Consider the following 20,611-nt stretch of genomic DNA (forward strand, 5'->3'; position numbering starts at 1 on the left):
CAACCTTGCCGCAGGCAACAGTAAAGAGGGCGAGAGCCCGGCGCGTTCAGCATATTTCCAAGCGAGTTCCCTTCATGAAGAGCCAACCCGATGCCGCCAGCCGTATGGCGGCCGAGGTAGTGACGCAGTTGCCTGTGCCCTCGCGGCTCGGCATGCTGCGTTTCGAGCGCTTGAATGAAGCCAGTTGGGCGATGCTGTTTCTCGATCCCAACTGCGAACGCCAGTTCGGCCAGCCGGCCGTCGAACTCTGCGCCCTGGTCGGCTCGCCCTACGCCAGCCTGATGGAGCCGGAAGCGCGTTATCAGTTGCATGACACGATCCAGCAGCAACTGAGCGACAGCCCCCATTATCTGGTGCGCTACACGCTGCACACCGCTGCCGGCGTGTTGAGCATCCTGGAACTGGGCGAAGCCTATAAACAACACAATCGTCACCTGCTGCGCGGTTATCTGCTGGCGGTCGACAACGTGTTCGCCGAAGCGCCATCGCTGCCGTCCCTCGACCTCGAAACCCAGAACTCCCGCCTGCAAATCGCCCTTGAACTCAATCAGCGCGCCCAGCAGGAACAACTCCAGCATCTGGAGCGGGTGCGCGCCCAGCAGGACCTGATCCTGCTGCTGGCCCGCCAGCGCTACAGCAGCCATAACTCGCTGCAGGAAGCCGCCGAACTGATTACCCGCTGCGCCTGCGACATCTATGAGATCGACTGCGCCAGCCTGTGGAACCTCGAAGGCCAGCAACTGGTGCCGATTTCCGCCTATCACCGCGCGACCCAGGAATACATCCTGCCGGACGTGATCGACGTCAGCAGCTTCCCCGACTACATGGAAGCCCTGCACAGCAGCCGTGCCATCGACGCCCACAACGCCATGCGCGACCCGCGCACCCGCGAGATGGCCGAAGCCCTGCGCCCGCGCGATGTCAACGCCATGCTCGACGCCAGCATCCGCGTCGACGGCCAGGTGGTCGGCGTGCTGTGTCTGGAACAGACCGGCGTCACCCGCGCCTGGCAGTCCGACGAAATCGCCTTTGCCGGTGAACTGGCCGACCAGTTCGCGCAGGTCATCAACAATCACAACCGCCGCACCGCCACCAGCGCCCTGCACCTGTTCCAGCGCGCGGTCGAGCAAAGCGCCAACGCCTTTCTGCTGGTCAACTGCGACGGCGTGGTCGAGTACGTCAACCCGAGCTTCACCGCGATCACTCAGTACAGCACCGAGGAAGTCCACGGCCAGCGCCTGTCGGAACTGCCGGCCCTGGAGAACCTCAGCGAATTGCTGTTCGACGCGCCCTCGGCGCTGGCCAAGAGCAACAGCTGGCAGGGCGAATTCAAGAGCCGCCGCAAGAACCTCGAACCCTACTGGGGCCAGTTGTCGATCTCCAAGGTCTACGGCGACAACCGCGAGCTGACGCATTACATCGGCATCTACGAAGACATCACCCAGACCAAACTGGCGCAGCAGCGCATCGAGCGCCTGGCCTACACCGACAACCTGACCAACCTCGGCAACCGCCCTGCGTTCATCCGCAATCTGGATGAACGCTTCGCCCGAGATAGCGATACCCCGATCAGCCTGCTGCTGGTGGATATCGACAATTTCAAGCGGATCAACGACAGCCTCGGCCACCAGACCGGCGACAAACTGTTGATCAGCCTGGCCCGACGCCTGCGCAACAGCCTCAGCCCGAGCGGCAGCCTCGCCCGCTTCGCCAGTAACGAATTCGCCGTGCTGCTGGACGACACCGACCTCGAAGCCGGCCAGCAGATCGCCAGCCAGTTGCTGATGACCCTCGACAAACCGATGTTCGTCGATAACCAGCTGATCAGCGTCACCGGCTCCGTGGGCTTGGCCTGTGCGCCGCTGCATGGCCGTGATCCGCAGACCCTGATGCGCAACGCCGGCCTGGCCCTGCACAAGGCCAAGGCCAATGGCAAACATCAGGTGCAGGTGTTCACCGAAGCGCTGAACGCCGAGGCCAGTTACAAGCTGTTCGTCGAAAACAACCTGCGCCGCGCCCTGACCCAGAACGAGCTGGACGTGTTCTATCAGCCCAAGCTGTGCCTGCGCAGCGGTCGCTTGCTGGGCATGGAAGCGCTGTTGCGCTGGAACCACCCGGAACGCGGCATGATCCGCCCGGACCAGTTCATCAGCGTCGCCGAGGAAACCGGCCTGATCATCCCGATCGGCAAGTGGATTGCGCGCCAGGCCTGCCGCATGAGCAAAGCCCTGACCGCCGCCGGCATGGGCAATCTGCAAGTGGCGATCAACCTGTCACCCAAGCAGTTCTCCGACCCGGATCTGGTCGCCTCCATCGCCAATATCCTCAAGGAAGAAGCGTTGCCGGCCAATCTGCTGGAGCTGGAGCTGACCGAAGGCCTGCTGCTGGAGGCCACCGAAGACACCCACTTGCAGCTCGATCAGCTCAAGCGTCTGGGCCTGACCCTGGCGATGGACGACTTCGGCACCGGTTACTCGTCGCTCAGCTACCTGAAAAAATTCCCGATCGACATCATCAAGATCGATCGCAGCTTCATCCACGAAATCCCGGACAACCAGGACGACATGGAAATCACCTCGGCAGTGATCGCCATGGCCCACAACCTGAAGCTGAAGGTCGTGGCCGAAGGCATCGAAACCGCCGAGCAACTGGCCTTCCTGCGCCGCCACCGCTGCGACGTCGGCCAGGGCTACCTGTTCGACCGGCCGATCCCCGGCGCCGAACTGATCCCCACCCTCAAGCGCTACCCGCGCGGCCCGTTGTCGCTGTAAACCACAAGCCCCTTGTGGAAGCCGGCCAGTACCCCCACATTTTGGCTAGTGATTAACTTGGCATCATTGGGCACACTGGCTGTCTGTTGATTGACATCCCATCCTGACTGAGAGGAACGATCATGGTTCTGCGCTCGGAAATTCTGGTGAACAAAAACGTGCTACCGACTAAAGAACAAGCCCTGCCTGGCCGCGAAACCCCGATGACCCTGCCGGAAAAACACTTCGTGTTCGAAGAGACTCCGCTGCTCGGCCCGTTCTTCGAAGACGTCGACTTCGCGATCTTCGGCCTCGGTTGCTTCTGGGGGGCGGAGCGCCGTTTCTGGCAGCGTGAAGGCGTGGTCAGCACCGTGGTCGGCTATGCCGGCGGCTTCACGCCGAACCCGACCTACGAAGAAGTCTGCTCGGGCCTGACCGGCCATTCGGAAGTGGTGCTGGTGGTGTTCGACAAGGCCAAAGTCAAATACGAAGAGTTGCTGGCCATGTTCTGGGAACTGCACAACCCGACGCAGGGCATGCGCCAGGGCAATGACATCGGCACCCAGTACCGCTCGGTGATCTACGCCACCACCCCGGAACAACTGGACACGGCGCTCAAGAGCAAGGAAACCTATCAGGCCGAACTGAACAAGGCTGGCCTGGGGGAAATCACCACCGAGATCGAACAGGCCCCGACCGTGTACTTCGCCGAGGCGTATCACCAGCAATACCTGGCGAAAAACCCGGAAGGCTACTGCGGGATTGGCGGCACCGGCGTGTGCATGCCGCCGAGCCTGGCGGGCAACTAAGCCGACACCTGATCGTTCCCACACCCTGCGTGGGAACGATCACATCAATATGCTCGCAGCTTGTCGCTGCTACTCGGCAATCAACCAATCCATCTGCCACCCACCCTGGGTCTGCCCAAGCTTCTTGGACAGCCACGGCAGCAGCTCACGCAACTCTTCCTCCAGCCCCCACGGCGGATTGGCGATCGCCAGCCCGGAGCCGTTCAGGCTGTTCGGCGTATCCAGCGGATGCACCAGCAGCTCCACCCGCAGCAGTTTCGGCGCGCCGGTGCCGGCCAGATCCTGATAGAAGCGACGCAGCGCGCGCTGGTCCTTGACCGGATACCAGATCGCCGCCACGGTCTGGCGCATCCGCGCGATCGCCTCTTTCAGCGACGCCGCGCAACGCTGCATCTCGTCGAGTTTCTCGAACGGCGGGTCGATCAGCATCACCGCACGCTTCTCGGCCACCGGCAGCAACGCCCGCGCCACGTGCCAGCCCTCGCCCAGATGCACCGCGACGCGGCGGTCGCCCTTCATGTTGTCCTTGAGCAGCACGCCGTCTTCCGGGTGTTTCTCGTTGAGCAACACGCGATCCTGCGAACGGGTCAGACGCCGCGCCAGCTCGGGCGAGCCCGGGTAGTAGCGCAACTGGCCATCCGGGTTCATCTCGTGCAGGACCTTCATGTAATCGGCGGTCAGCGCCGGCAGGTCCGGTTGATCCCACAACCGCGCGATGCCTTCCAGATACTCGCCGGTGCGATTGGCCTGATCGCCCTGCAAGTCGTACAGACCGATGCCGGCGTGGCTGTCGAGATAGGCAAACGGCTGTTCCTTGCGCGCCATCAGGGCGATAAGGCGGGTCAAGGTCAGGTGTTTGAACACATCGGCGTGATTGCCGGCATGGAAGGCGTGACGATAATTCATGGCTGCTCCTGCGAGGGCCGCAAAGTTTACCTTTTACCGGGCGGCAAGTCAGGGGTTGGCGACTGAGTGGATGCGTCGCCCCTATTGCTTTCAGCGTTTCGCTGCCCTGGAACAGCAGTGCGCAAGAAGTTGCGCAGTTGCACGTAATAAAACACCCCTGAAAACCGCTGGATCCCATGTACCACGTGGCCTCCAGCCAAGTGCGCAAGAAGTTGCGCAGTACTGCGCAACTTCTTGCGCACTTTCTTCCTGAGTCACTACCCGAAACGGCGGAAAACGCCTGTCAGAGCGCGTTATAGCCCCGGATTCCGGCACCCGCACAAAACCTGGCACGCTCCTTGATAACCGTCAGGCACCCACCGGGCGATATCGCCTCCGGGCCCTTAACTTTATTCCGCAAGGAGAGCACCCCATGGCAACACCAGCGTACATGTCGGTTACCGGCGAAAAACAAGGTCTGATCACTGCCGGCGCCTTCACCGCCGACTCCGTGGGCAACACCTACCAGGAAGGTCACGAAGACCAGGTCATGGTTCAGGCTTTCACCCACGACGTGATCATCCCGCGTGACCCGCAATCCGGTCAGCCAACCGGTCAGCGCGTGCACAAGCCAGTCGTGATCACCAAGGTCTACGACAAGGCTTCGCCTCTGCTGCAAGCCGCTCTGACCTCCGGCGAGCGCATGAGCGAAATCGTTATCCAGTGGTATCGCACTTCGGCGCAAGGCACCCAAGAGCACTACTACACCACCAAACTGGAAGACGCGATCATCGTCGCCATCAACAACAAAATGCACAACTGCCAGGATCCAGGCAACGCGCACTTCACTCACCTGGAAGAAGTGCAGTTCACCTACCGCAAAATCACCTGGACCCACGAAGTATCCGGTACTTCGGGTTCCGATGACTGGCGTGCTCCAGTCGTTTAATTACGGCTGATCGTTACAAGCATCGACCAGCCCTGCTGGTCGATGTTGTTTACGCCCCTCCAGAATTTCGCGTGCGTTGGCACCTTGCGGTGGTCGACGAGCGCAGCATGTACGCACGAGGAACAAGGGATGTTCGCGCCGGCCAATGAAACCCACTTTGCCCTGACCATCGAAGGGCTTTCCAGCGACTTTCAGGTGTTATCCCTGCAAGGTCGGGAAGCCGTCAGCCAGCCGTTCGTCTTCGAGGTGGAGCTGGTCAGTGAGCAGCCGTCGCTGGATCTCGAAACCCTCCTGCACAAACCGGCCTTCCTGCAACTGTCGCCTGACGGCAGCGGCATCCATGGCCTGATCTACCGCGCCGCGCAAGGCGATTCCGGCAAGCGCCTGACGCGCTATTCGGTGACCCTGCGCCCGCAACTGGCGTACCTGGCGCATCGGGTCAACCAGCGTATTTTCCAGAACCTCAGCGTGCCGAAAATCATCGGCATGGTCCTGGAAGAGCACGGCATCCAGAGCAACGCCTACGCATTCAAGACCGGTTCGGTTTATCCCGAGCACATCTACTGCGTGCAATACGATGAATCGGACCTGCATTTCATCCAGCGCCTGTGCGAGGAAGAAGGGATCCACTACCACTTCCAGCACAGCGCCACGGCGCACAAGCTGGTGTTCGGCGATGACCAGACGGTGTTCCCGAAACTGGCGCCCGTGGCCTACCAGCAAGACTCCGGCATGGTCGCCAGCAACCCGGTGATCAAGCGCTTCGACCTGCGCCTGGAAACCCGCACCAGCCGCACTACCCGCCGCGACTACGACTTCGAAAAACCGCGCATCACCCTCGAAAGCGAAAACCGTGGCGACGCCCTGCCCGACCTCGAGGACTACGACTACCCAGGCCGCTTCGTGGACCGCGAGCGCGGCAAGCACCTGGCCAAGCGTGCCCTCGAACGTCACCGCAGCGACTTCCAGCTCGCCGAGGGCAAGAGCGATCAGCCGCTGCTGGTCAGCGGGCACTTTCTCGCCCTGAGCGAACACCCGAAGGCCAAATGGAACGACCTGTGGCTGCTCACCGAAGTCCTCCACGAAGGCAAGCAGCCGCAAGTGCTGGAGGAGTCGGTGTCCAGCGACACCACGGCGCTCAAGGACGATTTCCACCAGGGCTACCGCAACCGCTTCCAGGCCACGCCGTGGGACGTGCCCAATCGCCCACCGCTGCGCCACCCGAAACCGCGCATCCTCGGCAGCCAGAGCGCCGTGGTCACCGGGCCGAAGGGCGAGGAAATCCACTGCGACGAATACGGTCGGGTGAAAGTCCAGTTCCACTGGGACCGAGAAGGCCAGGCCGACGACAAGACCAGTTGCTGGCTGCGCGTCTCCAGCGCCTGGGCCGGCGCCCAGTACGGTGGCATCGCCATCCCGCGCATCGGCATGGAAGTGCTGGTGACCTTCCTTGAGGGCGATCCCGACCAGCCGCTGATCAGCGGCTGCCTGTACCACAAGGAAAACACCGTCCCCTACGAGCTGCCGGCGAACAAGACCCGCAGCACCTTCAAGACCCTGAGTTCGATGGGCGGTGGCGGCTACAACGAGCTGCGCATCGAGGACAAGAAAGGTCAGGAGCAGATCTTCCTGCACGCCCAGCGCGACTGGGACGAGAACGTCGAGCACGACCAGAAGATCCGCGTCGGCAACGAACGCCACGACACCGTCGAAAAGAACAGCTACAGCGAGTTCAAGGCCGAGGAACACCGCACCGTCTACGCCGACCGCAAGGTCGAGGCCCGCGCCAACGACCACCTGACCGTCGGCGTCAACCAGCACATCAAGATCGGCACCGGCCAGTTCATCGACGCCGGCCAGGAAATCCACCTGAGCAGCGGCATGAAAGTCGTGCTCGAAGCCGGCAGCGAACTGACCCTGATCGGCGGCGGCAGCTTCATCAAGATCGACGCCAGCGGCGTCACCCTGAGCGGCCCGGCGATCAAGATGAACTCCGGCGGCGGTCCCGGCAGCGGCACCCCCGCCGCCCCGCTGATGCCCGGCGTGCTGAAACAGGCCGACGCCGACAAGGCCGGCCAGGTCCTCACCCCGGCCCAGATCAACACCCTCAAACGCAACGCGCCGTTCTGCGAAGAATGCGAGAAATGCAAGGCAGGTGCCTGTGCCATCTGATCGACTGACACCCCAGAAATGGTTGGCACAACAGCCGCTGCAAAGCGGCGAGCGGTTGTATCTGGTCATCAGTGCGGCGAGTGATGCCGAGCCTCTCAAACCCTTTTACCAGCAGGATACGGCGCCACAGCTGCTGCCCATCTGGGGCGGAACGCCCTACGCCGACTGGCAACCGGTGATGCCCTATCTCGCGGAAATTTCTCCCAATACGGAGTTTCTGCAGTGGATCGCGCAAACCGACGCATTGGATTGGGGCTGGCTGGCCGTCTCTACCAGTGCGCCGGATCTGGTTCTGGAGCACCTGCGCAGCTTGACCCAAGTCCGCATGCCGGATGCTACCGAGGTGTTTTTTCGCTTCTGGGACGGCCGGCATATCTGTCCGATCATCGAGGCGCTGGGCGCGGCCGCCGGCGAAGTCCTGCCGGTGTTCGAACGCTACCTGGTCAATGGTCATAGCCTGGAAGTCGGGCGAAGAATGGTGCCGCCCGCAAAAGAGTGGCCCTGGTGGGAGGTGCCCCAGTCACTCCTGGACCTGCTCGCTAAAAAGGACAACACCACCGTTGTCGAGAACCTGATGCAGTGGCTGGCAGAGGATTGCCCGGAACTGTATTTCGAATTTCCCGAAGCCAACCTGCGCAGAAAGGTCGAGCGCTTCGTCCGCCAAAACCCGAATACAGACGATATGGCAGAGCAACTCGCTGCCCAGCTGACAAAGGAAGTCAACGCATGATTAGCAGCCCATTTGGAACCCTGGTTCTTCAGGTACTGGATGCCAAGGCGCCTGACGTGAACGTGATTCTCAAGGATTTCAAAAACTGCCTGAGTGACTACCAGAATTGGGCCGACGGTTTCTGGACAGGCTGGGCCATGGACGTCGACCAGAAATTTAAGGTCGGAAACGAGGTCAGCGTAACTCAACGCAAGACCAAGAAGGGTGCTGTCGAAACATTTGCCGTGTGTCCAAAAGACGGTAAATTCACCTTGATCCATGCATTCGAAACTGCACGCTACGTGCCCATCGGGAATACTCCGGTTCGCCTCGAACAGGTAGAGAAAGCGATGATTGGGTATTCCGTGGTAGGGGCGCCAATCAATAAAAAGATTGGCCCTAGTGGTATCGAAGTCATCGAAAACTGCATGCCGGGCAAACTCTATCGCATCACCTTTTTTCCAGATGTCTCGGAGAGCGATGTCAAAGCGCTTTATAGCTCTTACAAAGGTGTAATTAGCGATCTCGAAAGCTGGTTGAAAAGCGAATGGACGAGCAAGTTCCAACCTCAATGGAATGCTTATTCCGTAGCGGATCGCACAGGGCGCGCAATGATTCTGCTGCAAGAAGCGCTCGATAGCCTCGAACAGGCGCTGCTTGGCTTATGGGATGACTTGAAAGACCTTGTTGGTCTTCTGGCGGATCCGATAGGTAATGCCAAGAAGCTTGGTGGCTATTTATCAAGCATCGAACTCGAAAAGCTGTACGCCACTTCTAAAGAAGCCATCGCGTGTGCTTTGTTGATACTCAATGACGAACCACTGATGTTCATTTACATCTCCGCGATTGTTGCCTGGGTAGGCATGTTGCCGCCACAGGTGATCGCTAACGTGATTTCAAGCATTGGCATAGAGTTCCTGATCAACGTGGTCATCGGCATCTGCCTTACCGGCGGTGCTGGCCTGGCCGTTCGCTTGGGAACTAAAGCCATTAGTAAAATAAAACCTGGCGGAGCACTCAAATATCTACAAGAGTTGGCTGAGCAGTTAATGAAGGCAAGCGGCAAGCATAGCCTCCCGGCCCATACGGAACTGTCCAAGCCGGTGATGCTAAAGGCCAAGAACGCGCCACTGGACGCAAGCAAAAAAGCTCCTCTGTCCATCAGTCCCGATGCTGGTGGTGGCCCCGCACCTGCACCTCTTCCCAAAACAGCCGACACCCCTACGCTGAAAGAGCCAAACGCTTCAGTATTTACTCGGAAAAAAACAGAACCGCAAAGCCTGCTGGTCAAACAAGAACCAGTCAATGACGTACCCAATCAATCCAAGAATCCAGCAAATCAACCGTCGCAATGCACGAAGAACACTCGTTGCGAAGGCGACCCCATCTCGATGGTGACCGGTGAAGAACTGCTGACTCTCACCGACGGCGAACTCGACGGCTTGTTGCCCTTGAGTTGGACCCGGCTGTACCGTACCAGCGCAGTAGAAAACGACAATCGTCTGGGATTTGGCTGGAGCCATTCCCTGTCTCATCACCTGCAAATAGACGATGAAGGTGTATTGTGGATCGACAACGAAAACCGACAGACCCGGTTTCCATTGCCGACGAAGCAACTGCCAAGCATCACCAATAGTCTCGCTGAAGCGGCGATATACCTAGGAGATGCACCCGGCGAACTAATCCTAACCCAAGCAGGATCAAGTCCACGTTTCTATCACTTTCGCGCCGGTCGCTTGACCACCATTAGTGATGCCTACGACAACCGGCTGCACATCAGCCATGATCTAGTCGACCGTATTCAACGCATTGACAACGGAGCTGGTCGCTCCCTGCTGCTGCGTTACGACAACCGGCATGTCGTCGCAGTGGATTACCAGCAACAGCGCTCGGAGTACAACGATCGCGGCGAACGCCAGGACCCATGGCTGACCATTCAGACATTGGTCACCTATCGCTACAACTCGCAGAACCAATTGGTCGCCTCGACCAACGCTGCCGGCGAAACCGAGCATTACCGCTACAACGATCAACACGTCATTCAGCAACGCCAACTCGCCGGCGGCGCAAGCTTTCACTGGGAGTGGGAACGCGAAGGCAAAGCCGCCCGCTGCGTCCGCCAGTGGTCCAACATTGCGCAAATCGACTCCCGGTATGTGTGGGACGACAACGGTATCGTCACTGTCGTCGATGCCGATGGCTGCGAGCAGGTTTATGTTCACGACAAAAACGCCCGTCTGATCAGCCAGACTGATCCAAACGGTGCAGAAACAAAAAAAGCATATGACGAACAAGGCCGATTGATTGCCGAGAAGGATCCACTCGGCGCAATTACCGAATATCAATACAGCGAAGCCGGACGCCTGATCGCGGTCATCCCACCCGAGGACAAGCCGATCAGCTACCAATACCATAATGGTTTCCTACGCACAGCCAAGCGAGGCAGTGCGACTTGGAAATATCAGCGCAATCTCCAAGGCGATATCACGCAACAAATCGACCCTCTCGGTAACGAAACATCCTACCGCTACAACCGTCAGGGCCAATTACTAGAAATTCGCCACCCCGATGGCAGCCGTCACCAATTGGGCTGGAACAATCTCGGTCAATTGCTGGAGGAACATCTGCCCGATGGCGGTCAACGCAAGTATCGTTACGACGCCCAGGGCCGGCAAATCACCCGCCAGGACGAAACCGGTGCCATCACCCATTACCAATGGGATGCGGTCGATCGCCTGACCCAGATCACCCTGCCGGGTGGGGCGACCCGAGCGTTCGCCTATAACGCGTACGGCAAAGTCACCGCCGAACGCGACGAACTCGGCCGCGTCACCCGCTACGAATACACCGACAACCTGCATCTGGTCAGCCGCCGCATCAACCCGGATGGCAGCCAGTTGCGCTACCGCTATGACAACTCGCGCCTGTTGCTCACCGAGATCGAAAACGAGCGCGGCGAACACTACTCACTCGCCTATCACCCGAACGGCCTGATCCAACAGGAAACCGGTTTCGATGGCCGCCGCACAGCCTATGAATACGACCTCAACGGTCAGCTGCTGAAGAAAACCGAATTCGGCGACGAAGGCAGCGAACTGGTGACCGAATACCAGCGCGATGCCGCCGGCCGACTGCTGGTGAAGACACTGGCTGACGGTGAGGAGGTCCACTACAGCTACGACGCGCTTGGCCGCCTCGTCAATGTCGACGACGGCCACTGGCCCCTCGCCTACGAATACGATCTGCAAGATCGCCTTATTACCGAACATCAGGGCTGGGGCACTCTGCGCTACGAATACGACAACATCGGTCAGCTGAGCCACTGCCGCCTCCCCGACGGCAGCAAACTCGACTACCGTCACCTGCCCGGTGGTCAGCTCGCCAGCATCGACCTCAACGGCTCGCGCCTGACCAGCCACCGGTTCAGCGCCGGTCGCGAACAACAGCGTCAGCAGGGCTCGCTGCTCAGCCAGTATCAGTACGACGACCAGGGGCGCCTGCAAGCGCACAGCGTCGATCAACGCGACAAGAACCTGTTCCAGCGCCGCTACGCCTACGACGCCAATGGCAATCTCGCCGGTATCGACGACAGCCGCAAGGGCAATCGCAGCTACCACTACGACCCGCTTGATCGTCTGATCAGCGTTCGCGGCGCCACCCCAGAGAGTTTCGCCCACGACCCGGCCGGTAACCTCCTTGGCCAGAACGACCTGCCCGTCGCCAACCAGGCCAACGTCAAAGGCAACCGCCTGCTAATGCAGGGCGACCGTCATTACGACTACGACGCCTATGGCAACCTGATCCGCGAACGTCGCGGCGCCGGGCAGAAACTCGTCACCGAATACCGCTACGACTGCCAACACCGCCTGATCGGCGTCAGCCTGCCGGGCGGCAGCAACGCCAGCTACACATACGACGCCTTTGGCCGTCGCATCGAAAAAACCGTCGACGGCCACACCACCGAATTCCTGTGGCAAGGTGAACGCCTGATCGCCGAAAGCGCCGACAACCGCTATCGCAGCTACATCTACGAACCCGGCAGCTTCCGCCCGTTGGCGATGCTGGATGGCGAAGGCCCACTGAAAGCCACGCCGTTCTACTACCAACTCGACCACCTCGGCACGCCGCAAGAACTCACCGACTACAGCGGCGAGATCATGTGGTCGGTCAAGTACAGAGCGTATGGCAACCTGGCAGCGCTCGACGTCAACGAGATCGATAACCCGCTGCGCTTTCAGGGGCAGTATTTCGATGCGGAGACAGGGTTACATTACAACCGGCACCGCTACTACAATCCGGGCACTGGACGGTTCCTGACGCCGGATCCGATCAAGCTGGCGGGTGGGTTGAACAACTACCAATACGTGCCTAACCCTACGGGATGGGTGGATCCGCTGGGGTTGGAGTGCCTGGGATCTGGTGGGGATGATCCAGCGATTGGGGCCAAGGACGCCAGTGCTAAAGCAGCTGTCGATGAGGGCGCGCCGGAAGTACCAAGTTACGATACCCCTTATAAACCGTTAAGCGGACCGAATAAAAAAGCGATAGAAGGTAAAATTGCAAACAGAACGGCAACTCAAGATGAGATGGCTCATTATGACTGGGATAGACGCTTCAGCTTGAGAAGACGGAAAGGTGTTAGAAGCTTTTGGGTTGATGAAAAAAATAGGCTCAAGAGAGGCGAGCCTGGAACAAGGGATTGGTCAGATGAACAAAAAGAAGACATTCTAAACAGCAAGACTCCAAAGTTTAACGACAAGCCAATAGAGGGACATCACATGTATAATGCTCTCGATTACCCACAACTGGCCGACAGCAAACTAAACATCTACCCAGCTACAAAAAGCGAACATCTGTATCGCTGGCATGGTGGCAACTTTCAAAATGACACAATGGGTAAGCCACTCAACCCCCTAGTTCCAGAGGAATTTTGACATGCCTAAGATAAGCATTTCGTGCAGCAACCCTATAAAAGATGTAGAAGCAACGAAATTCTTGCACAAAACACTTGGATGGGCTGTTGGCAGCGCATCAAACATGCTAGCAATGGGTGAAAAGGGTTTTTTTTACACATGTCAACTCTATCTGAGCGACCATATGGAGCATGACAAAAAAATAAGGGCGATAATTAAATTTTTTCAAAGCAAGAATATCCCACTGACAATAATTGAAATTGGCGATGACGAAGACTGGGGCTCTGTAGATCCCAGCAACTTGGATGACATAAAAATAAGTGAAGAAGTTATGCTAAATGAATTAAATAGCTCTGACATTTAAAGAGTGCCTAAGCCGATGATGTAGCGAATCTCTGATCGCGGACACTGCTTTTTAATAAGCTTTCAGTTCTCGCCAATCTGGCTTTTTGCTTTAAGAAAAAAACCACGAAAAAAATAACGAGAGCACCTCAAAATTTTAATTTGAGGCTGAGCTCAACAGAATTAAAAAAATGGCTACCCGGTGGAATTAGAAAATCTTTAATGCATGACAAACAGAAATCGCAAAAAACCAGCTTAATTTTGGATAGCCTCACATCACGGCGAACTGAAAATCTTTAATTAATACATTTGCAGTGCATTAAATTCATTAGTCCCATGTTATTAGCCAATAAAATCATAACCATCCATTTTTAGATACCACCGCAAAAAACTAACCTACCACCTGCAATTAGTACTCGCTCCGCCCAAACAAAGGACTGTAACTTGAAAACCATCACCCGCTCCCTCGCATTTCTCTTTGCTTTAGCCTTCACCCTAGACGCTACAGCCCTGTCTCTCCGCTCAGAAAAACGACCGGATGGCACGACAGTGCTGTTGCTCACTAACGATCCCGCTCCTCCACGCCCTCCGCGACTTAATGAAGATCCGGCCATCCGCTCTGCACTGGTCGACTTCCTGGGTTACTCCACCGGCAGTTACACCAACGACGATACCCTGATCGTCCAGCAAGTCCTTGAAGCACTTGATTCCGAATTTTCGGTATTTACCGACAACGTGCCTGCGGGTCGGAAAGTCATTACCGCTATGGACGACGGCAACAATGGCCGTGAACGCGCGGCGTTGATGCTGGATGAGAAAGGTCAGGTACTGGCTGTGGGTTTGGTCAATGGACATTGCACGGTCAAGTCCCGTGAGGAGCCATTAACTTGCAATGAGCTGCCGGATACGGTGCTCACGATTTTTCAGCCTGAAGGGGCAAATCATCACGATGCAGAGCCGCTGACGCGCTGGAGTAATGAACTACCACCGATGATGTCGATCATGGCAGAAAGCGAAGATCCCGAAACACGGGCTGGCGCGCAAAAGATCGCGAAGGTGGAATACGTCACTACAACCCCAGGTAAAGAAGGCTGGACCCCAAAGCAGCTCCCCGCGACGTTTCCGAAAGCGATGCTCGCCGTGCTTCCTCAGCGTGCTCATCTGGTTGGTGCCGGTGCGGACGGTGTATTCACCACGCCAGGTCTTAAGGGGGCGCCTATTTACGGGGATCTGGATGAGATTGCCGGACGTCCACGGCATGACTTTGAGGTCATCCTGCGCACTTACTCCGACTATTACGATGTCATCGACTTTTACAAGGCACGGGCCAAGGATGCCGAAATCAGCGGCGATGAGTCAGGAGCGCTGGTTGAAGGCTATACCGGCGGCGGCACCTACAAAGTTGAAATAAAAAACAAGGAGGAAGACGGCGTCGTCATTACCCTGTCAGCCTGGAGAAAAGAAGTCTGATAACGGGAGCCGCAGTTCAGTATTTGCAAAACTGAAATCTTCTCGCCTGACTGAATGATCCTTCCAAAAACCGATGCTGGAAGGATCTACGGCAAGACTTGCGCTAAGGATGCGTGCGCAAGCGTTTTCCAATCACGTCTAGCACATCACAGCCATCACGCAGTGGAATCGCGCAGAGTTGGGCAAAGTCGCTGAGGATCACCGAGTCGCATTCGACCGAGCCGCGCATGCACATGTTTTCCAGTACCTGGATAACCGCGCGAATTCGGTAGTTGGCGGCGTCCATCAGGATGTCGAGCGGGGCGTGGGTGTCGATGAACAGGGTGGGCATATCGCTGCAATTGCTGGTCAGGGCCATGAAGCGGTTGCTCGGATGGGGGAGGATTTTTTCGTAGGGTGGATCGGATTTCAGTGTCGTCATGCCTATCTTCCATGGAATGTGAAAATAAACCGCCACGCTCCTTCCTACGGGATTGGGTGGCAGCCGTGCGCGAGGGTAGGAACCGACCCATGGGATTTCGGCCACGCCGAAGCGTGCCCCGCACACAGCTGCCGCTAACGACATTGCTGACACAAATTGCGCGCAGCAAATCAACAACAGCACTGATGCACCATAGGTAAAGGGTTCCTACACCCTGCCACCACTCTCGCAGTGACAACGAAAAGACTATCCCTGCGCCCCATCGCCCACCAGTTCATGAAAACCGCCGCAACTCGAAGGAAATGTCCGAAGGCTTCGCCCGGAAATTTCACTCCGCCTCGTCCAGCAAGTAAGCCAACAACGACGATTGCGACGACTCTTCCGACGCCGAAACCCGAAAAAACCGCCCGACCTTGCGATACAGGACCGCCTCGGGAAACGCCTCGAACAACAGCGGATGCTCTTCGCTCAACCACTGCAAGGCATTGGCAATCCGGACCTCATTCCCCGCCTGCGCCAGCAGCGCCTCAGGCACCTGCCACCAAGGGAAAACCCGCCCCGACGCCAGCGCCCTGCCCCCGATCTCAACGGCCTGCCCGTTGATCCAACCACGCCCGATCACCGACAACAACCGCGCCGCCTCCACGGCTTCCGATTGCAGGATCGGCAGCAAAAAACGCCCATCCCAAAAACGGAAGAACACCGCTTTGCCGTCCGGCATCCGCACTTGGGTCAAGCTGCGCAAATGTTCGATCAGCACTTCAAGGCTTGCCGACGACACCGCCAGCCAACCCCAATCGCGGGATTCCGTGGTCGCCACCCAATCGAGAAACTCACTGTCTGCGCTGACAATTCCCACATAGGGCATGACCGCATCCCACTCGGCATAGATCGTCTCAGCCCACACAGCGCTGGGCGCCTGGGCAACTTCCGAACGTTGCCAGGCCTTGAACGGCTCGGCAGCGCTGGCATTGCTGAAGATCGCAAACAATTGCTCCGAGGATTTCAGCGGTTGGCGTGCCAGCCATTCGCGCGGCTGAAGATCAGGCGGCACAGACACCGTCCTTGCAGCGCTCACACTCTTCGCAGAACGGCGCATTGCCTTTCAGGCTCATGATTTGCGCAGCAGTCAGCATGGCCGCAGGCGCCGCCAGCAACTTCTCCGGCAACCCTGGCACCTGCGGCGCAGCACTCATCGCCGCCATCGGCGCGCCGCCGACCTGGATCGGCACACTGCTGAAAATGCCGCCGGGACCGATGTTGATCCACTGGCCACCGGCCTGAATCGTCGCGCTCGCGCCGCCATCAATGACCACTTGCTGACCGGCGCTGACATGAAATTGCCCACTGGCGGTCAGCGCCTGGTTGTTAACGCGGATATGCCGGTCGCCGGCCACCGACAAGTGGTCGTCCTGCTTCACTTCGGTCTGGCGCTGGCCGTGGGTGATGCGCTGTTCGTCGGCCTTCAGTTCATGCCTGGCCAGACCGGTGACCACGATGCTGCGCTGATTGTCGACCTGCACCTGTTGATCGTGCAGCACATGCTGCGTCCAGTTTCGCTGGGCGCGCAGGTAGATTTCCTCGGCACCCTGGCGATCCTCGATGCGCAATTCGTTGTAGCCCCCGCCGCCCGGACTACTCTGGCTACGGAAAATACTGCGGGTCTTGTCGGCCGGCAGATCGAGCGGCACCGGGGTCGCAGCGTTGGGCAGGCAGCCCATGACCAGCGGTTTGTCGGCATCCGAGTCGATGAACCCGACCAGCACCTCCATGCCAACCCGTGGAATCAGCACGCTGCCGTAACGGTCGTGCGCCCAACCGGTGGCGACTCGCAGCCAGCAACTGGAATGCTCATTGAGTTCGCCGTCACGGTCCCAGGCGAGTTGCACCTTGACCCGACCGTACTCGTCGCAATGGATTTCGCTGTCCTTCGGCCCGGTCACGACGGCCGGTTGATAGCCGAGCATCCGTGGTTTTGCCGAATCCAGTGGCGGACGAAAGAACACCTCCCACGGCGTGGCGAGAAAGGTATTACGGTAACCCTGGAATTCTTCGCCATCGCTGGTAACTGATTCCTCCAGCACTTGCGGCTGTCGCCCATGGTGCTCGACGGCAGTGAGTAGCCAAAGATCGTTCCAGTCTGTACGCGGATGCTCGACCAGTTGCAGGAAATGTCCGCTGGACAGTGCGGATTGATCGCTGCGGCCCTCGGCCTGACGGTAATCGGCGCCGTATCGCTCAAGGCTGCGCCGGGCCAGTTGCCTGCCGGACTCACGCTCGTTGAATTGGCCGGGGAAGCGATAGTCTTCCAGCACCGGTCGTCGCTCGGCTTCAGCGCGGCTGTCCAGTTGCAGGCGCGGTTTTTCGAAGTTGTAGTCACGCCGGGTGACCACGCTGGTACGGGTTTCAACACGCACGTTGAAGCGCTTGATCGCTGGCGCCCCGGCCGCCATGCCGCTGCCCGGCAGGTACAGGGTGGGCTCGGGCAGACGCAGGAACACCGTCTGATCGTCGCCGAACACCAGCAGGTGTCCGTCCGGGCTGTGTTGAAAGTGGTAATGAATGCCGACTTCGGCGCACAGACGCTGGATAAACGCCAAATCGCTTTCGGCGTACTGCACGCAATATTCCCGCGCAGGGTAATCGCCGCCCAGGCGAAATTCGTAGGCATCACGCAGGATCGCGTGATCCTTGAGGATCTGCACAACGATCTGCGGCACGCTCAGGTGCTGGAAAATCCGCTGGTTGATTCGATGACCGAGGTAGGCCAGACGCGGAACAAGGCTGACGTGGTAACGGGTCAGACGCTTGCCGGAATCGCCCTGTCCGACCTGATAGATCTGACCGTGGATACCGGATCCTTCAGCATCCAGATTCAGAAACGCCTGACAGTGCAGCAGGCTTTCGAGGTCCAGATCCGGCCTTTCGCTGACCAGTTCCAGTTCGAAACGATAGGGTTGGCTGATGGCTTCCTTGCCCGTGAACTCAAGGACTTTGAGGTCAGATTGGGCGCCTTCGAGGGTCAACGTGAAACGCGGTTGATTGGCAGGCGCGAACATCCGGTGTCTCTCTGCAGAATGAAGGCGGGCGATTCTGCATGAGGGGCAAGGGGTGCAGACCCAGTGACAGAAAAAACAGATTTGCCCTACTTTCACTGTCGAAAAAACCTTCCGAAATTTGCAATCGGAACTACAGACACACCCTTCAGAAATATCGCCAGGCCCACCCCATAAAGCGGCTGGAGATTGTGAGCATAAAAAAACGGCCCGCCTCCTGTAGGAGACGGGCCGTTTTCCTGTCAGTGAACGCTCAGCGCAATCACTTGTTCAGGTGGAAGTCCCTTTCGGCGGCTTCGAAGCGCTGGACCATGCCAGTGCTCGGCTCGCCCATTTTGCTGACGAAGTAGATCGCCAGGCTGGCGAAGATGAAGCCCGGGATGATTTCGTACAGGCCCAGCAGTTCGAAATGTTTCCACAGCACCACGGTGATCGCACCGACCAGGATGCCGGCCAGCGCGCCGTTGCGGGTCATGTCTTTCCAGATCACCGAGATCAGCACCACCGGACCGAACGCTGCACCGAAACCGGCCCAGGCGTAGGACACCAGGCCCAGCACGCGGTTTTCCGGGTTGGCGGCCATCGCGATGGCGATCAGCGCAACCACCAGTACCATGGCGCGACCGACCCAGACCAGCTCCAGTTGCGAAGCGGATTTACGCAGGAAGGTCTTGTAGAAGTCTTCGGTCAGGGCGCTCGAGCACACCAGCAACTGGCAGCTCAGGGTACTCATGACCGCCGCCAGAATGGCCGACAGCAGCACACCGGCAACCCATGGGTTGAAGAGGATTTTCGCCAGTTCGATGAACACGCGCTCGTGGTTGTCGCTGACCGGGCCGGCAACATCCGGATGCGCCGAGAAGTAGGCGATACCGAAGAAGCCCACGGCCACGGTGCCGGCCAGGCACAGGATCATCCAGGTCATGGAAATGCGACGGGCGTTGGCGATCGACTTCACCGAGTCGGCGGCCATGAAACGCGCCAGGATGTGCGGCTGACCGAAGTAGCCCAGGCCCCAGCCCATCAGCGAGATGATGCCGATGAAGGTGGTGTTCTTGAGCATGTCGAAGTGCGCCGGATCCTTGGCTTCAATAGCCAGGAACGTGGTATCGACGCCACCGGTCGCCAGCAGCACGATGATCGGCGTCAGCAACAGGGCGAAGATCATCAGGCCGGCCTGTACGGTATCGGTCCAGCTCACCGCGAGGAAACCGCCGACGAAGGTGTAGGCAATGGTCGCCGCCGCACCGGCCCACAGCGCTGTCTCGTAGGACATGCCGAAGGTACTTTCGAACAGGCGGGCGCCGGCCACGATGCCGGAGGCGCAGTAAATGGTGAAGAACACCAGAATCACCACCGCGGAAATGATCCGCAGCAGGCCGCTGTGGTCTTCGAAACGGCTGGAGAAATAGTCCGGCAGAGTCAGCGCATCGCCGTTGTGCTCGGTCTGCACCCGCAGACGGCCGGCGACGAACAGCCAGTTCAGGTAGGCGCCGACGATCAGGCCGATGGCGATCCAGCTTTCGGACAGACCGGACATGTAGATGGCGCCCGGCAGGCCCATCAACAGCCAGCCGCTCATGTCGGAAGCACCGGCGGACAGGGCCGTGACGACGCTGCCCAGGCTGCGGCCGCCAAGAATGTAGTCAGAGAGGTTTTTCGTGGAGCGATAGGCCATGAAGCCGATCAGCACCATTGCTGCGATGTAGATCACGAACGTGATCAGGGTTGGATTGCTTGCGCTCATTACGTTACGGCCCTGGCTTTGTTTTTATGTAGCGGCGGTGGTTGAACCGTTCGCAGACTGTTGCCTGACAGACGATTGCTGGCCCCGCGCATTTATGACCGATGTTTCCCCAGGAAAGCCATCGGCCGGCGCACCGGGTTATCCTCGGTTGCACCTTGGCCGCGAATCCTATTCAACAATGCAAAAGTGGTGCAACCAGTTTCTTGAGAATTAGTTGCACCTAGTCCGATAAAGCGCAAAAGCAGCGGTTTTTGCTCCCTTTTGATGCAGTAAAAACGCTTGGCTAGAAGCAAAAGCACCAAACAGGAGCGGTACTTTCGTTCCAGAATTTAATTCCTGACAAGCTGCGGATTATTCCGACAAAAAAAGGGTTGCACCCGGTTGCACC

Annotated in this window: 13 protein-coding genes; 8 read left to right on the forward strand and 5 right to left on the reverse strand. The window is 58.5% G+C overall.

Annotated features, from left to right (window positions below; translation table 11 throughout):
• Window positions 1-74: 74 nt before the first annotated feature.
• Both N8H74_RS07835 and msrA read left to right on the forward strand, forming a co-directional pair.
• Complete coding sequence (locus tag N8H74_RS07835; protein WP_262146835.1) at window positions 75-2,771, forward strand: GGDEF and EAL domain-containing protein; 2,697 nt, start codon at window positions 75-77, stop codon at window positions 2,769-2,771.
• Between the two features lie 122 nt (window positions 2,772-2,893).
• On the forward strand, window positions 2,894-3,559 hold the full coding sequence (gene msrA, locus N8H74_RS07840) for a peptide-methionine (S)-S-oxide reductase MsrA (RefSeq protein ID WP_262146836.1): 666 nt from the start codon (window positions 2,894-2,896) through the stop codon (window positions 3,557-3,559).
• A gap of 69 nt (window positions 3,560-3,628) precedes the next feature.
• On the opposite strand, the gene rlmJ is transcribed toward msrA, so the two are convergent.
• Window positions 3,629-4,465: a 23S rRNA (adenine(2030)-N(6))-methyltransferase RlmJ gene (gene rlmJ, locus N8H74_RS07845; RefSeq protein ID WP_217834665.1), complete on the reverse strand. Its 837-nt coding sequence runs from the start codon at window positions 4,463-4,465 to the stop codon at window positions 3,629-3,631.
• A gap of 412 nt (window positions 4,466-4,877) precedes the next feature.
• On the opposite strand from rlmJ, the gene N8H74_RS07850 reads away from it, so the two are divergent.
• The 6 genes from N8H74_RS07850 (at window position 4,878) to N8H74_RS07875 (ending at window position 14,999) form a co-directional block, all read left to right on the forward strand.
• Complete coding sequence (locus N8H74_RS07850; RefSeq protein ID WP_007949952.1) at window positions 4,878-5,393, forward strand: Hcp family type VI secretion system effector; 516 nt, start codon at window positions 4,878-4,880, stop codon at window positions 5,391-5,393.
• Window positions 5,394-5,522: 129 nt separating this feature from the next.
• Entirely contained in the window at window positions 5,523-7,565 is a 2,043-nt protein-coding gene (tssI, locus tag N8H74_RS07855) for a type VI secretion system tip protein TssI/VgrG (protein ID WP_262146837.1), read from the forward strand.
• Entirely contained in the window at window positions 7,555-8,295 is a 741-nt protein-coding gene (locus N8H74_RS07860) for a DUF4123 domain-containing protein (RefSeq protein ID WP_262146838.1), read from the forward strand. The genes tssI and N8H74_RS07860 overlap by 11 nt, the downstream gene beginning before the upstream one ends.
• Window positions 8,292-13,208, forward strand: coding sequence for an RHS repeat-associated core domain-containing protein (locus N8H74_RS07865; RefSeq protein ID WP_262146839.1), 4,917 nt, complete (start codon window positions 8,292-8,294; stop codon window positions 13,206-13,208). The genes N8H74_RS07860 and N8H74_RS07865 overlap by 4 nt, the downstream gene beginning before the upstream one ends.
• A gap of 1 nt (window position 13,209) precedes the next feature.
• Window positions 13,210-13,551: a hypothetical protein gene (locus N8H74_RS07870; RefSeq protein ID WP_262146840.1), complete on the forward strand. Its 342-nt coding sequence runs from the start codon at window positions 13,210-13,212 to the stop codon at window positions 13,549-13,551.
• A 422-nt stretch (window positions 13,552-13,973) separates the two neighbouring features.
• A complete protein-coding gene (locus tag N8H74_RS07875; RefSeq protein WP_262146841.1) occupies window positions 13,974-14,999 on the forward strand; it encodes a hypothetical protein in 1,026 nt (341 codons plus the stop codon).
• 103 nt (window positions 15,000-15,102) lie between these two features.
• On the opposite strand, the gene N8H74_RS07880 is transcribed toward N8H74_RS07875, so the two are convergent.
• The 4 genes from N8H74_RS07880 to putP form a co-directional block, all read right to left on the reverse strand.
• A complete protein-coding gene (locus N8H74_RS07880) occupies window positions 15,103-15,420 on the reverse strand; it encodes a hypothetical protein (RefSeq protein WP_262146842.1) in 318 nt (105 codons plus the stop codon).
• A 328-nt stretch (window positions 15,421-15,748) separates the two neighbouring features.
• On the reverse strand, window positions 15,749-16,474 hold the full coding sequence (locus tag N8H74_RS07885) for a DUF4123 domain-containing protein (protein WP_262146843.1): 726 nt from the start codon (window positions 16,472-16,474) through the stop codon (window positions 15,749-15,751).
• The gene (locus N8H74_RS07890) at window positions 16,464-18,479 is read right to left on the reverse strand and encodes a type VI secretion system tip protein VgrG (RefSeq protein ID WP_262146844.1); all 2,016 of its coding nucleotides are present in this window, start codon (window positions 18,477-18,479) and stop codon (window positions 16,464-16,466) included. The genes N8H74_RS07885 and N8H74_RS07890 overlap by 11 nt, the downstream gene beginning before the upstream one ends.
• A 259-nt stretch (window positions 18,480-18,738) precedes the next feature.
• Entirely contained in the window at window positions 18,739-20,223 is a 1,485-nt protein-coding gene (gene putP / locus N8H74_RS07895) for a sodium/proline symporter PutP (protein ID WP_217832024.1), read from the reverse strand.
• Window positions 20,224-20,611: the final 388 nt, after the last annotated feature.

Source organism: Pseudomonas sp. B2M1-30, from assembly GCF_025447575.1.
In the GTDB taxonomy this organism is placed as follows: domain Bacteria; phylum Pseudomonadota; class Gammaproteobacteria; order Pseudomonadales; family Pseudomonadaceae; genus Aquipseudomonas; species Aquipseudomonas botevensis.